This is a genomic window from Streptococcus ilei (assembly GCF_000479335.1).
Lineage (GTDB): Bacteria > Bacillota > Bacilli > Lactobacillales > Streptococcaceae > Streptococcus > Streptococcus ilei.
In genome coordinates this window covers 1,820,116-1,832,813 of sequence record NC_022584.1, presented here as the reverse complement: position 1 = coordinate 1,832,813, position 12,698 = coordinate 1,820,116, and the positions used below count along the sequence as shown (strand labels likewise).

The following is a 12,698-nucleotide window of genomic DNA, read 5'->3' as shown; positions in this document are numbered from 1 at the left end:
CACTTGCTTGCGTCGGAAGAGTCGTTGCAGGACTTTCTGTAACGCTCGGCGTATCTGCTGCTACAACTTGACCACTGGCAAAAAAGCCAACCAGTACCGAAGCAACTCCTACAGCATACTTGCGAATAGCATAACGTGGTTGATGTGATTTCATCAGGACCTCCTAAATTTTGTTGTGTGTAAACGCTTACTCTCAGTCTATCTAGAAAGCCTGCCCTCGTCAAGGCTTCTTTGAAATGTTCTTTAATTAAGAGAAGAAGCTATAAAATTTTATCCCTATATTTTATTAAAACTAGCGGACACAAGAAAAAGAGCTTGACTGTTAAAACCAAACTCTTTATTTTTATTCTCAAAAAACAAACGCTCTGAGTTACCGACTTCTGTCTCTTAGCGCAGTGGTTGATTGCTCAAAACACAGTTTTAAGGTGCGGATAGAGATTGCGGAGCAAGCCCCTTTTGAATCAACTGGGCGGGGGGACTAAAAAGGTTCGGGGGACCTTTTTTGCCCGAGCCTTGAAATCGAGAAGCGAGGAAGAAATCAAACTCTTCGAGTTACTGATTTCTGTCTCTCGGCGCAGTGGTTGATTGGAACTACTCCTACCTACGGTACTTGTACTTCCTAATCAACTGTGCGGGGGCAGGACTACGAAATCGAGACTGCGTTTACCGATTTCTGTCCTGCTCCCTATATTGCCCAATCTCCGTTGCGGAATACTGGGACGCGAGTGCCGTCTTCTCGGATGCCGTCGATATCCATTTGGCTTGAGCCAATCATGAAGTCGACGTGGACGTCTGAGCGGTTAAGTCCTGCTGCTTCGAGTTCTTCTTCTGTAAACTCTGCGCCACCTTCTACACTAGTTGCATAGGCTGCTCCGATGGCCAAGTGGTTAGAGGCATTTTCATCAAAGAGGGTATTAAAGAAGGTAATGCCTGATTGGGAAATTGGGCTTGGGTCTGGTACGAGGGCACATTCACCCAAGGCACGCGCTCCCTTGTTTTTGAAGACCAAATCTTTCATGACTTGATCACCTTTTTCAGCTGTAATATCTACAATTTCCCCATTTTCAAAGGTCACTTTGATCCCTTCGATGATATTCCCATTGTAGCTAAGCGGTTTTGTAGAAGTGACATAACCTTCTGCGCGACGGAAGTCAGGAGCTGTGAAGACCTCTTCTGTCGGCATATTTGGCAAGAAGCCTTCGCCTTGGGCATTGATCGCTCCGGCTGATTCCCAAACGTGGTTTTTCGGTAAACCAAGGGTCAAATCTGTTCCAGGTGCTGTGTAATGAAGGGCTGAGAATTGCTCTTTGTTAAGTGTATCTGCCTTGCTCTTGAGAATAGCAGCATGCTCTTCCCAAGCCTTAACCGGATCTTCTTCGTAAACTCGACAAGTCTTGAAGATTTGATCCCACAGGAGATCCACTGCTTCTTCGTCGCTAGCCGCATTTGGGAAGACTTTTTTCGCCCATTCTACCCCTGCTGCTGCTGCAACTGTCCAGCTGACCTTGTTAGCCTGAGTGGCGATGCGCATGGGTTTCATGGCCATGCCCAAAGCCTTAGCAGAAGAAGAAAGTTTCTCTGAATCAACGCCATTTAAGGCACCTGGATCAGACGAGCGCACACCCAAGCGACTCGCCTTGTGGTCCAAGAGGTAGTTCATCTCTGCAATCTTGTAGTCAGGTACATTGTCCAAGCGATCCATCGGGGCATGGAGGAATTTTTCCCGGTTAGTGAAGTCATCCGCCCATTGGATAATGACTTCGTGAGCACCCAAGGCATAGGCTTCTTTCACGATCAAGTGGGCTAATTCTCTTTGCTCCACATCGATGTTCAAAGCCAAGGTATGGCCAGGTTGCACATTAACTCCGTTCGCAACTAACAATTTAGCATATTTTTCTAAGTTTTCTTTAAAATTTGGTAAAACCATTTTTCAATCCTTTTCTATATTAATCCTTTAAGAGTGACAAGAGGTTTGCTACTACGATAGTGGAGCAGACCAAGGCAGTGACTTTTAAAATTGTATCGGTATCTAACTCTAATTGATAGTTAAATGTTTTTTGAGCAGGTTTGTCTTCTGCAAAAATTTTCACCCTCATCGTTCCATTCCTTTCTTAGTCATCCTCCTCACCTAGATAGAGGAGTCGTGCCTCTGGGCTGTTGGTAAGAATATCGATATAGGTTTCATAATCATTGGGCAGGGGCTTTCCTAAAGAGATATCTAGCTCTGGATTCACATTTTTCCCATGGAGAAAGCAGAGATAGAGACGTTCATTGAGCGTCGGAAAGGCTTCAATCGACATGAGCTCAGCCTGACCTACCCGCTCCCAATCTTGCTCTTGGATATCTGGTAGGATATAGGCTTGGAAGAGTCCCATTAGAGGATTATCCTCTGGTTGTCCACTATCCTTATCCGCTAGAACCAAAGAACAACGTCTACCAAAACCTGCAAGTTGGCGCTCCCGTCCCTTCACCGAAACCGTAATCGGATGCCCTTCCATATGGCTGTAAATCCATTCTTTGGGTAGCCGATAATCTAACAGAGGCTCAAGATCTTTGATAATCGTTACAGGACTAGAGCGTAGAAACTGACGAGTGACTGCTTTACAAAAGAGAATATCCTCCTCTTTCAAGGTCACTCCCTTCCAGCTATTATCCTCCTTAAAATGGTTAAAAAACACCAGATAGGGCTCTCGGACCATTTGCGCTAAGACATAGACGCCATTCCGTAGGCGAATGGAAATGACTTTCCCTGACTTCCAGGGTGTTGCTCTTTTTTTCTTTTCTATCATTAGCCAACCTCAAAGCGAGCGAGGATCCTTGAATCCATTAAAACAAATCACTATGACTTCCTGTCCTCAGCAAGTTTAAAATCAATTCCGACTTGTCTACCTTATAGACCAAAAGCCAATCTGGTTGGATATGACACTCACGAACCCCTTGAAAATGTTTGGACGTCGTCAATTGATGGTCGCGATATCTAGCAGGAAGTTCTTTTTCTTGAACAAGAAAATTCAATACTTCTTCTAATAATTCTGCCTTCAACCCACGCTTCATAGCCAACTTAAAATCTTTTTTAAACTGTTTATGGTAACGAATTTTAAGCACGCAAGTCCTCCATCAAGTCTGAGACAGATTCAAAAGACTGACTCATATTACGATTTTGGTCTACATCCATTACTACTTGGAGCAATTTTTGATTCTCATCAAGCCTAACATCAAAAGGCAAACCCTGATATTGAATTGCCTGACGAAGGAAAATATTGATAGCTGTTGTCATATCCATTCCTAAATGATTAAAAACCTGTTGGGCCTGCTCCTTAACCTCACTATCCAGACGGATGCTCATACTCGTCTTTGGCATATTCTCACCTTCTTTCTATTGATTATTTTAACAAAAAAGACGGCTAATGTAAACCCATTGGATATACAATGGATAGCTGTTAGCTAAAATATAGTAAAGAAATAAAATTAATGTCCCAAATATGGGAGATCTCAGCCTGAGTTTTAGTTTTAGAATATAATGTTGCTATCATAGATTAAGAGGTGAAAAATATGAACCAGATTATGAAACAATATAAATTACTATATTTCTTGATTATTTTATTAAGTTTGACAAGTGCTCTTTTAATGACATTCTTCTCTCTTCAATTAGGAAGAATACTTGATAGTATAACTAATTCAAATAGTGGATTACTCTTTCATATCACTATTTGTGTAAGTTTAATTTTACTGTGGTTCTTTATCTCTTGTTCTTATTCCTATCTTAAAAATCAATATGTAAAAAAAGTTATTATAGATCTAAAAAAGGGTCTCTTATTACATTATTTATCGCGTGAATTTAACCAAATTGACAACCGTAACCATTCAGATTTCTTAAATAATATCACCAAAAATAGTGACCTTATTCAAGAAAATTTATTGATTCCTAGAATCTCTCTAATTGCAAATTTAGGGACCCTTATCATGAGTGTGGTTGCCATTATCTATATAGAATGGCGATTAGCATTAGTCTTTCTTTTATTGTCGAGTATAACGATTTTTCTATCTCAAATTCCTGGAAAGTTAATGACTAAAGCAACTAATAATTATTCCCTACAAAATAGTCACTATTTGTCAAAAATGACAAACTTTATTAATGGTTTTGAACAAATTAAGTTATTAAATATTCAAAGCTGGACCCAAGAAAAAATTCAGGGAATCAGTTTAGAATTTGAAGAGTCCAGAAAGACATATCAATTCTTAAAAGACTTAGCTTCAACTACTGGAATTTTACTAAGTTTTGGCTCTCAACTATCCTGTATGGTCGCTGGTATCTTTTTTGTAAGAAATAACTTACTGACTATTGGACTACTAGTAGCAAGTATTCAATTATTAAACGGTGTTTTTGCTCCATTACAATCTATTCTTTACAATAAAAATTTAATCAGCAGTAGCAAGTCCATTATTGATAATATCCAAGAAAATCTATATGAGACAAATCATGGAACTTTCCATAAAACAAGTACAATTGATTGTGATAACATTTCGACTATTTCTATTAGCCAATTATATTATGAAATTGAAAATAGAATATTATTTGATCATTTTTCCTATGAATTTAAAAAAGGCAAGCGCTATGCGATTATCGGTGCTTCAGGAACTGGGAAAACAACTTTAGTAAAATTAATACTAAATTATTATCCAAAAAATCTTTATGATGGAGAAATAAAAATCAACGGAAAACAGAATATTGATATGCCCTCAGAGGAGTTATATAAAGATATTGCGTTTGTGCAAAAAAATGACTTTCTAATTGAAGGCAATATTCTAGAGAATATCAAATTGGCTAGAAACCTTCATTTAACTGAAAAATTAAGAAAATCCTTAGGTTTTAATGAAGACTTCCTTCGTAAAAACCTAGCTCAATCAAACAAAATCATTTCAGAAGGAGAAAAGCAACGAATTGATTTAGCTAGGTTTTTAGTCAAAACATATTCAGTTTATATATTTGACGAACCTACAAGTAACCTTGATCCAATAAAAGCAAAAGAAATAATGGACTACATTCTATCCATTAAAGATGCAATTGTTATTGTCATTACTCATGATCAAAATCCAGAAATATTGGAAGAGTTTGATCACGTTATTACCTTATAGATAAATGGCCTAGTCTACTAAATGAATGATGTGTTTCTCAAAGTATTGTTTGTAATTTTTGTAGATTGTTTTATTGAAGAGTTCGAAAATTTTTAAAGCTTCTTTGATTTTTAAAAGTGATTTTTGATTATGATAGAATTTCAGTTCCAAATATCCATCTAAATATAGCAAAATAGTTTGTTCAAAAAAATCTGTGGAATCCGCTAATATATTCTTCGTAGCCTGTTTTAAAAATAAAGATTCCTCATATAAGTCGTTCTCAATCATTATAATCAAAGAATTGAGAAGTAGTTGAATGAGAGATTGTCTATTTCTAGGTATAGGACTATACAACTTCCCTTTTTTGAGCGCCTCTTTGGCATATCTAAATAATAAATCTGGAGATAGAACACGACAGCAATTTCCAAGGATGAGCGTTTCGTAATAACCCCAGTTTTCAACGGAAAATAAATAGTTTGTAAGATAAGAGGCGTCTTGACGACTCAATTGATGATTCTTATCCATTCCCGAAACAATACTTTCGATGAAAATAGCATTTAATTTATGGTAATGAGAATTTGTCTCATGAAAAAGTTCTATTTCTTTCTCTACCATATCTAGTAATGCTTGAGCATCTTCATTATATGTGGCCTGTTTAACAGAAGCTATTAAGGTATTAAAATCCGAAGGTTGATAATGATTACAGATAAGCAGAAATTCTTCTAGTGTTACTCCTATTCTTTCAAGAAGATACAATAACTTAAAGACAGAAATCTCTGTTTCTCCTAATTCAAATCTAGATATTTGAGATTTTGAAATTTCAGCACCTGCTAATGAAGAAATAGAAATCCCCTTTTCTTCTCTTATTTTCCTATAAGTTTCACCTAAAATCATACTTATCTCCATTCCATATCGAAAAGTTATTAAGGTATAGCAAACACTACTTCCATTAAGCTTACTCTTGTTTGAGAGTATCATTATTAGTAATTTATAGCAATCATTTTTGATAATTTCAATATATAACTTCCTAAAGTTTTAGTCTTTGTATAAAAACTTACTTATATTCTATCATATCTAAAAACCAGTAGAAATGAAAATCATAAAAATTCATCTCTACTGGTTTTACTGTTAAGTCTTAATTAGATGAAACTTAGTCGGCTTATTTGAACAAGTTGACTTTAAATTAAAACAAATCATCAAAGAGACTGAGCTGGTTGTCTTCTGGCATATTGCCAAGAATTCCCATCTCGTCCATCTTTTCCACCAAGGTTGAGGAGACGCCACCACGTTTGCGCAACTCTGTTTTAGAAAGGAATTCTCCTTCTTTGCGAGCTCGTACAATCTGCTTGGCTACGTTTTCTCCCAATCCATCCATGGCAACAAATGGTGGAATAAGGGTGTCTCCATCGATGATGAATTCCGTCGCATCACTGCGATAGAGGTCTAGCTTACCAAACTTGAAGCCACGCTCCCACATCTCATTGACAATTTCAAGGGTCGTGTAGAGGTCAATCTCCACATTGGAAGCTTCGTTGTTCTTGCGTTTTTCAGCAATCTCCTTCATCCGCGCTTTCACGGCTTCTAGGCCTGCACCCATAGTCTTGATATCAAAGGCCTTGGCACGGATTGAGAAGTAAGCACAGTAATAGTAGAGCGGATGATGAACCTTAAAGTAAGCCACCCGCAAGGCCATCATAACGTAGGCTGCCGCATGGGCTTTGGGGAACATGTACTTGATTTTCCCACAAGATTCGATGTACCATTCAGGTACATTGTTAGCCTTCATGGCCTCGATATAGCCATTGCGCTCTTCTTCAGGAATCTTGAGCCACATGCCTTTCCGCACCCGCTCCATGATGGTAAAGGCCATTTTTGGATCTAGGCCAGCGTGCATGAGGTAAACCATGATGTCATCCCGACATCCGATAACGGTTGATAGGTCAGCAATACCCGCCTTGATCAAGTCTTGGGCATTTCCCAACCATACGTCGGTACCGTGAGACAGACCAGAAAGCTGAAGCAACTCGGCAAAGGTCGTCGGATGGGTTTCATCGACCATACCCCGAACAAAGTTGGTCCCAAACTCTGGGATCCCCAGCATACCAGTCGAGGTACCGATTTGCTCCGGTGTGACTCCTAAGATATCGGTTCCTGAGAAGAGGGCCATGACACCAGGATCATCCATTGGGATATCGTTTGGATCAATGCCTGATAAGTCCTGGAGCTTGCGAATCATAGTCGGATCATCATGTCCCAGGACATCGAGTTTAAGGACGTTCTCATCGATATCGTGGAAGTTAAAGTGAGTAGTCTGCCATTCAGCTGTCACATCATCTGCTGGGTACTGCACAGGGGTGAAGTCATAGACATCCATATAGTTAGGGATAACAACGATCCCTCCTGGGTGCTGACCAGTCGTCCGTTTAACCCCAGCTGCTCCTTGGGCTAGCCGTTCCACCTCTGCATCCCGGTAATACTTGCCGTAGTCCCGCTCATAGCCTTTAACAAACCCATAGGCGGTCTTGGCTGCAACTGTACCTACTGTTCCTGCCCGGAAGGCATATTCTTCTCCAAAAATATCACGGACATCCAAGTGGGCACTCGGCTGATCTTCCCCTGAGAAGTTCAAATCGATATCGGGTACCTTGTCCCCATCAAAACCAAGGAAGGTCTCGAAAGGAATGTCTTGGCCGTTTTTGCTGAGTTGGTGACCACAGTTTGGACAGTCCTTATTGGGCATATCAAATCCTGAACCATAAGAACCATCCGTGATAAACTCACTGTATTTACACTCCCCGCAGACATAGTGAGGAGAGAGCGGATTAACCTCGGTAATCCCGATCATGGTCGCAACGAAACTGGAGCCGACAGATCCCCGGGAACCAACCAAGTAGCCCCGTTCATTGGAACGGTGCACCAAGAGTTGGGAAGCCAGATAGATCACGGCGAAGCCATTCCCCAGGATAGAGGTTAATTCTTTTTCAATCCGTAAATCAACAATATCAGGTAGCGGATTGCCATAGATTTCAAAGGCCTTCTGATAGGTCAATTCGGCAACCGTTTCTTCGGCCTTGTCGATAAATGGGGTATAGAGGTCACCCTTGACCACTTCGACAGGTTCAAAGATTTCTGCCAGAGCATTGGTGTTTTCAATGACCAGTTTTCGTGCTAAGTCTTCCCCTAGAAAAGCAAATTCATCCAGCATTTCATTGGTTGTACGGAAATGGGCTTTTGGTAGGGGTGCAGGTTGGGCGTTTTCTCCATGACCGATGGTCCGGTTAATCATGGCCCCTTGCCCAAGACTGCGGACAATGATTTCTCGATAAATCTCATCCTCGGGCTCAAGGTAGTGGACATTTCCTGTCGCGAGGACTGGCTTGCCAAGGCGATCTCCCACCTCAATCAAGCTCTTGATGATAGTCTGGAGCTCGTCCATGTCTTTGACCTGCTCTTTAGCAATGAGGGGCGCATAGATGGCTGGAGGCATGACCTCAATAAAGTCATAATACTTGGCCACTTCCACTGCCGCATCAACTCCTTGAGAGACGACCGCGTCAAAGACTTCTCCTTCAGAACAAGCCGTTCCCAGGATTAAACCTTCCCGGTGGGCATCTAAAACTGTTCGCGGAATCCGAGGAACTCCCTCAAAATATTGGGTATTGGAAAGGGAGACCAATTTGAACATGTTTTTCAAGCCCGTCTGGTTCTTGACATAGATGGTTGCGTGTTTGACCCGAGCCTTTTTGTAGGAATCCGGACTAATCAAATCCAAATTCAGCTTGGCAAGATTAGTCACGCCATGCTTTTCTGCTACATCCTTGATAAAGATAAAGAGCAAGCGACCCGTCGCTTCTGCATCATAGTTGGCCATGTGGTGGTGTTCCAAGGCAACCCCAAACCGCTTGGTCAAGGGGCCCAAACCATGACGCTTGTACTCTGGATAAAGGTTCCGAGCAAACTCTAACGTATCAATTACTGGCTGGGTGATTTTGGGAAGGCCATGACGCTCATAGTTGGCATTCATGAAGCCCACGTCAAAAGTGGCATTGTGGGCAACCAAAACCGCATCCTTGCAGAATTCCTGGAACTCCTCCAAGACCTGTTTCAAAGGTTTGGCATTGCGAACATGGTCATCGGTAATGCCTGTCAGATCCGTTGTAAAGGCGGAAATGGGGTGCCCTGGATTGATAAACTCATCAAATTCAGCAATGATATTGCCCTTGTGCATTTTAGACGCGGCAACCTGAATCAGATCATTGTAAATTGCTGAGAGTCCTGTCGTTTCCACATCAAAAACCACATAGGTCGCTTCATGAAGGTCTAGATCGACTTCATTGTAGGTAATCGGTACACGGTCTTCAACGATATTGGCTTCCATCCCATAGATGAGTTGGATACCAGCTTTTTTAGCTGCCTTGTAACCATGAGGGAAGGACTGCACATTCCCATGATCGGTAATAGCAACTGCCTTGTGGCCCCATTTGGCTGCTTTTGCGACCAACTCCTCTACCTCAGGTAGGGCATCCATGGTCGACATATTGGTATGGGCATGGAACTCGACCCGACGCTCGCCTTCTGGCATCAGATCCTTACGCTCATAGTGGACCACTTCTTGAACATCTTGAACATTCATGGTCAAATCTCGTGTAAAGTTATTGACCTCGATATTCCCACGAACCCGTAACCAAGAGTTTTTCTTGATCATATCAAACTTCTGAGCTTCTTCTTCATTTTTAGCCCATTTCTGGAGCGAAAAACTGGAGGTATAGTCGGTCATCTTGAAATTGATCAAGACTCGACCTGTCCGAGTTACCTTTTGCTCGACATCAAAGACTACCCCTTCAAAAACAATGCGGTTCTCTTCTGTCGTGATATCAATCATAGGAGTGATCTCTGCCTTATCCAGCTTAGGCTTGGCCGCAGCCTTTTTGGCTTTGAAATCAAAGGCTGGTTTTTCCTCTGCTGGTGGAGGAGCCATTTGAGACAAGGACTCCATGGCCCGCAATGTTTCTTCGTTGGCTGCTTGGAAGATTTGATCCTTCTCAGCTTCGAAGGCCTGTTGGAGTTCTTCTGTCAACTGGTCATCAGCTTCTACCCGACACTGAAAATGAGGAAAACCAAACTTGGTCAATTGACTAGCAAGATTTGGCAGATGATTTTTCCGGTGATGCTCCGTATCCACAGATGAAGGGCCACTAATAATCAGCTCTCCTCCCTGTGCACGAACCTGCAAGTGTTGATACATGCTCTTAAAGCCCTGACTCGCACAGGGACCATCTTCAAAAGCTTCCTGGTAATAGGCTTGCAAGAGCTCCTCACTAAAAGTTGGATTCTTTACCTGAATCTCAAACACCGCTCGATTGCCTGTCTTTGAAAACTCCTCAGCCAAGCGGTTTTTGAGCTCCCGAAAAATAGTGATGGGAAGAATTTCGGCAAAAACAAAACGAAATTCCCAAACACGACTGAGCTTATGGACGATGACCTCTTGGATTTCAGCCCCTTCAAAAGCGCCTGATTCACGCATTTCCAAAGGCATCCCTAACTGATTCATTAAGATTTCAAAGCTAGTTGACATGATTTCTCCCTGACGAATTACTAGCCTTTATTTTATCATATTTCGCCTAACTTTTCGACTGTCAGAAGGTCCTTTCATCTAGCTGGCTCAGCTTACAAAAAAGAAGGCTAGGGTGTTGAGCATCCTAGCCTTCTACTATTGCTTATTTATTTAAAATTGAAAGGGTTTCAAGCAGGTTGTCTGCATGCACTTCAATCGTGTCTCCTGAAGCTTTGATTTTCACTTCTACGATACCGTCAGCTGCTTTCTTCCCAACAGTGATGCGGATTGGCAAACCAATCAAGTCACTATCGCTAAATTTAACACCTGCACGTTCGTTACGGTCATCCACCAAGACTTCGTAGCCAGCCTTGACCAATTGGTCTTCGATCTTGCTAGTCAATTCAAGAGAGGCTTCGTCTTTGACATTTACTGGAATCAAATGCACATCAAACGGCGCCAATTCTTTAGGGAAGTTGATTCCCCAAGCGTAACGGTATTCACCTTTTGGTGTCTTATTAACGAAGAGGCGAGCGTGTTGTTCCATGACTGCTGAAAGGAGACGACTCACACCGATACCATAGCAGCCCATGATGATTGGCACAGCACGGCCATTTTCATCCAAGACATCTGCACCCATACTTGCTGAGTAGCGAGTACCGAGTTTGAAGATGTGACCAATCTCGATCCCACGCGCAAAGTTGAGAACACCTTGTCCATCTGGAGAGATTTCACCCTCACGCACTTCACGGATATCCACATATTCGGCAGTAAAGTCGCGACCTGGATTCACACCCGTCAAGTGGTAACCATTTTGGTTAGCACCCACAACAGCATTGCGGCTATCTTGCACTTTGCGATCTGCAATAATTTTGACAGTTTCTGGAAGATTGACTGGACCAAGAGAACCAAAGTCAGCTCCCAACAATTCTTTCACTTCTGCCTCAGTTGCAGGTTCCAAGAAGTCAGCTCCAAGGTGGTTTTTCAACTTGACTTCATTGAGTTGGTCGTTGCCAACCAATAGAGCTACAACTGGCTCTTGGTCTGCAATATAAACCAAGGTCTTGATTGTTTGGTCTTCAGAGATATTCAAGAAGGCAGCTACTTCATCAATTGATTTGACACCTGGTGTTTCTACACGAGCCACTTCTTCTTCCGTCACAACACGGTTGCTTGGTTTGTAGGCGTTTGTCGCCATTTCCAAGTTAGCTGCATAGCTTGACTCACTTGAGTAGGCAATCGTATCTTCACCAGAAACCATCCATTTCAGTAATTCTGCCTTAATTTCTTCTTGCACTTCTGCAGGAATCTCGTCAAATGATGCGACTGACTTGTCTAAGACCACCCAACGGTCAAGGTCTGTTCGTGAAGGAGTGATGGCCATAAACTCTTGGCTATCCTTACCACCCATGGCTCCACCGTCACCGATGATGGCTTTGAAGTCCAAACCACTGCGAGTGAAGATACGCTCATAGGCTGCCTTGTACTCATCATAGGTCACATCCAAGCTATCGTAGTTAGCGTGGAAGCTGTAACCATCTTTCATGATGAACTCACGAGTACGAAGAAGTCCATTACGAGGACGTTTTTCATCACGGTACTTAGGCTGGATTTGGTAGAGATTCAGTGGCAACTGCTTGTAAGACTTAACAGAATCACGGACAATAGCTGTGAAAGTTTCTTCGTGAGTTGGCCCCAAGATAAAATCTGACTTCTCACGATTTTTCAATTTGTACAAGTCTTCCCCGTAAGTTTCATAACGGCCAGATTCGCGCCAAAGGTCAGCGCTGAGAAGGGCCGGGGCCAACATCTCAACGGCACCAATCTTATCAAATTCCTGACGCATGATCTTCTTAGCTTTTTCGATTACACGGTTGGCAAGTGGTAGGTAAGAGTAGACACCTGCTGATACTTGACGAACATAACCAGCACGGAGCATCAAAGCGTGGCTGATGACCTGGGCATCACTTGGCATTTCGCGAAGTGTTGGAATAAGCATTTTACTTTGTTTCATTCAGATTCATTCCTT

9 protein-coding genes and 1 pseudogene are annotated in these 12,698 nt (G+C 42.0%); 1 reads left to right on the top strand and 9 read right to left on the bottom strand.

Annotation, left to right across the window (positions count from 1 at the left end; genetic code table 11):
- Positions 1-37: 37 nt before the first annotated feature.
- The 6 genes and pseudogenes from N596_RS10465 to N596_RS08670 form a co-directional block, all read right to left on the bottom strand.
- A pseudogene (locus tag N596_RS10465) lies at positions 38-154 on the bottom strand (YSIRK-type signal peptide-containing protein); the annotation flags it as partial.
- A gap of 531 nt (positions 155-685) precedes the next feature.
- The gene (locus N596_RS08690; protein ID WP_023027652.1) at positions 686-1,927 is read right to left on the bottom strand and encodes an aminopeptidase; all 1,242 of its coding nucleotides are present in this window, start codon (positions 1,925-1,927) and stop codon (positions 686-688) included.
- A gap of 19 nt (positions 1,928-1,946) precedes the next feature.
- Complete coding sequence (locus N596_RS10280; protein ID WP_023027651.1) at positions 1,947-2,096, bottom strand: hypothetical protein; 150 nt, start codon at positions 2,094-2,096, stop codon at positions 1,947-1,949.
- A 15-nt stretch (positions 2,097-2,111) separates the two neighbouring features.
- Positions 2,112-2,789 carry a DUF8309 domain-containing protein gene (locus tag N596_RS08680; RefSeq protein ID WP_023027650.1) on the bottom strand — a complete coding sequence of 226 codons (678 nt, stop codon included), beginning with the start codon at positions 2,787-2,789 and terminating at the stop codon, positions 2,112-2,114.
- A 37-nt stretch (positions 2,790-2,826) separates the two neighbouring features.
- Positions 2,827-3,105, bottom strand: coding sequence for a type II toxin-antitoxin system YafQ family toxin (locus N596_RS08675; protein WP_023027649.1), 279 nt, complete (start codon positions 3,103-3,105; stop codon positions 2,827-2,829).
- On the bottom strand, positions 3,098-3,361 hold the full coding sequence (locus tag N596_RS08670; RefSeq protein WP_023027648.1) for a type II toxin-antitoxin system RelB/DinJ family antitoxin: 264 nt from the start codon (positions 3,359-3,361) through the stop codon (positions 3,098-3,100). The genes N596_RS08675 and N596_RS08670 overlap by 8 nt, the downstream gene beginning before the upstream one ends.
- A gap of 191 nt (positions 3,362-3,552) precedes the next feature.
- Here N596_RS08670 and N596_RS08665 point away from each other — a divergent pair, with 191 nt between their 5' ends.
- Positions 3,553-5,136 (top strand): ATP-binding cassette domain-containing protein, encoded by a 1,584-nt coding sequence (locus N596_RS08665; RefSeq protein ID WP_023022159.1) that lies wholly within the window; start codon positions 3,553-3,555, stop codon positions 5,134-5,136.
- Positions 5,137-5,145: 9 nt separating this feature from the next.
- On the opposite strand, the gene N596_RS08660 is transcribed toward N596_RS08665, so the two are convergent.
- The 3 genes from N596_RS08660 to N596_RS08650 all read right to left on the bottom strand — a co-directional run bounded on the left by N596_RS08660 (position 5,146) and on the right by N596_RS08650 (position 12,683).
- On the bottom strand, positions 5,146-6,009 hold the full coding sequence (locus tag N596_RS08660) for a helix-turn-helix domain-containing protein (protein ID WP_023022158.1): 864 nt from the start codon (positions 6,007-6,009) through the stop codon (positions 5,146-5,148).
- 289 nt (positions 6,010-6,298) lie between these two features.
- On the bottom strand, positions 6,299-10,690 hold the full coding sequence (locus tag N596_RS08655; RefSeq protein WP_023027647.1) for a PolC-type DNA polymerase III: 4,392 nt from the start codon (positions 10,688-10,690) through the stop codon (positions 6,299-6,301).
- Between the two features lie 142 nt (positions 10,691-10,832).
- Entirely contained in the window at positions 10,833-12,683 is a 1,851-nt protein-coding gene (locus N596_RS08650; RefSeq protein ID WP_023027646.1) for a proline--tRNA ligase, read from the bottom strand.
- Positions 12,684-12,698: the final 15 nt, after the last annotated feature.

What these genes read in the sequence shown, in the direction of transcription:
- N596_RS08655 (WP_023027647.1), bottom strand. Translation starts at nt 10,690, where the DNA reads ATGTCAACTAGCTTTGAAATCTTAATGAATCAGTTAGGGATGCCTTTG.
- N596_RS10280 (WP_023027651.1), bottom strand. Translation starts at nt 2,096, where the DNA reads ATGAGGGTGAAAATTTTTGCAGAAGACAAACCTGCTCAAAAAACATTT.
- N596_RS08665 (WP_023022159.1), top strand. Translation starts at nt 3,553, where the DNA reads ATGAACCAGATTATGAAACAATATAAATTACTATATTTCTTGATTATT.
- N596_RS08680 (WP_023027650.1), bottom strand. Translation starts at nt 2,789, where the DNA reads ATGATAGAAAAGAAAAAAAGAGCAACACCCTGGAAGTCAGGGAAAGTC.
- N596_RS08660 (WP_023022158.1), bottom strand. Translation starts at nt 6,009, where the DNA reads ATGATTTTAGGTGAAACTTATAGGAAAATAAGAGAAGAAAAGGGGATT.
- N596_RS08670 (WP_023027648.1), bottom strand. Translation starts at nt 3,361, where the DNA reads ATGCCAAAGACGAGTATGAGCATCCGTCTGGATAGTGAGGTTAAGGAG.
- N596_RS08650 (WP_023027646.1), bottom strand. Translation starts at nt 12,683, where the DNA reads ATGAAACAAAGTAAAATGCTTATTCCAACACTTCGCGAAATGCCAAGT.
- N596_RS08690 (WP_023027652.1), bottom strand. Translation starts at nt 1,927, where the DNA reads ATGGTTTTACCAAATTTTAAAGAAAACTTAGAAAAATATGCTAAATTG.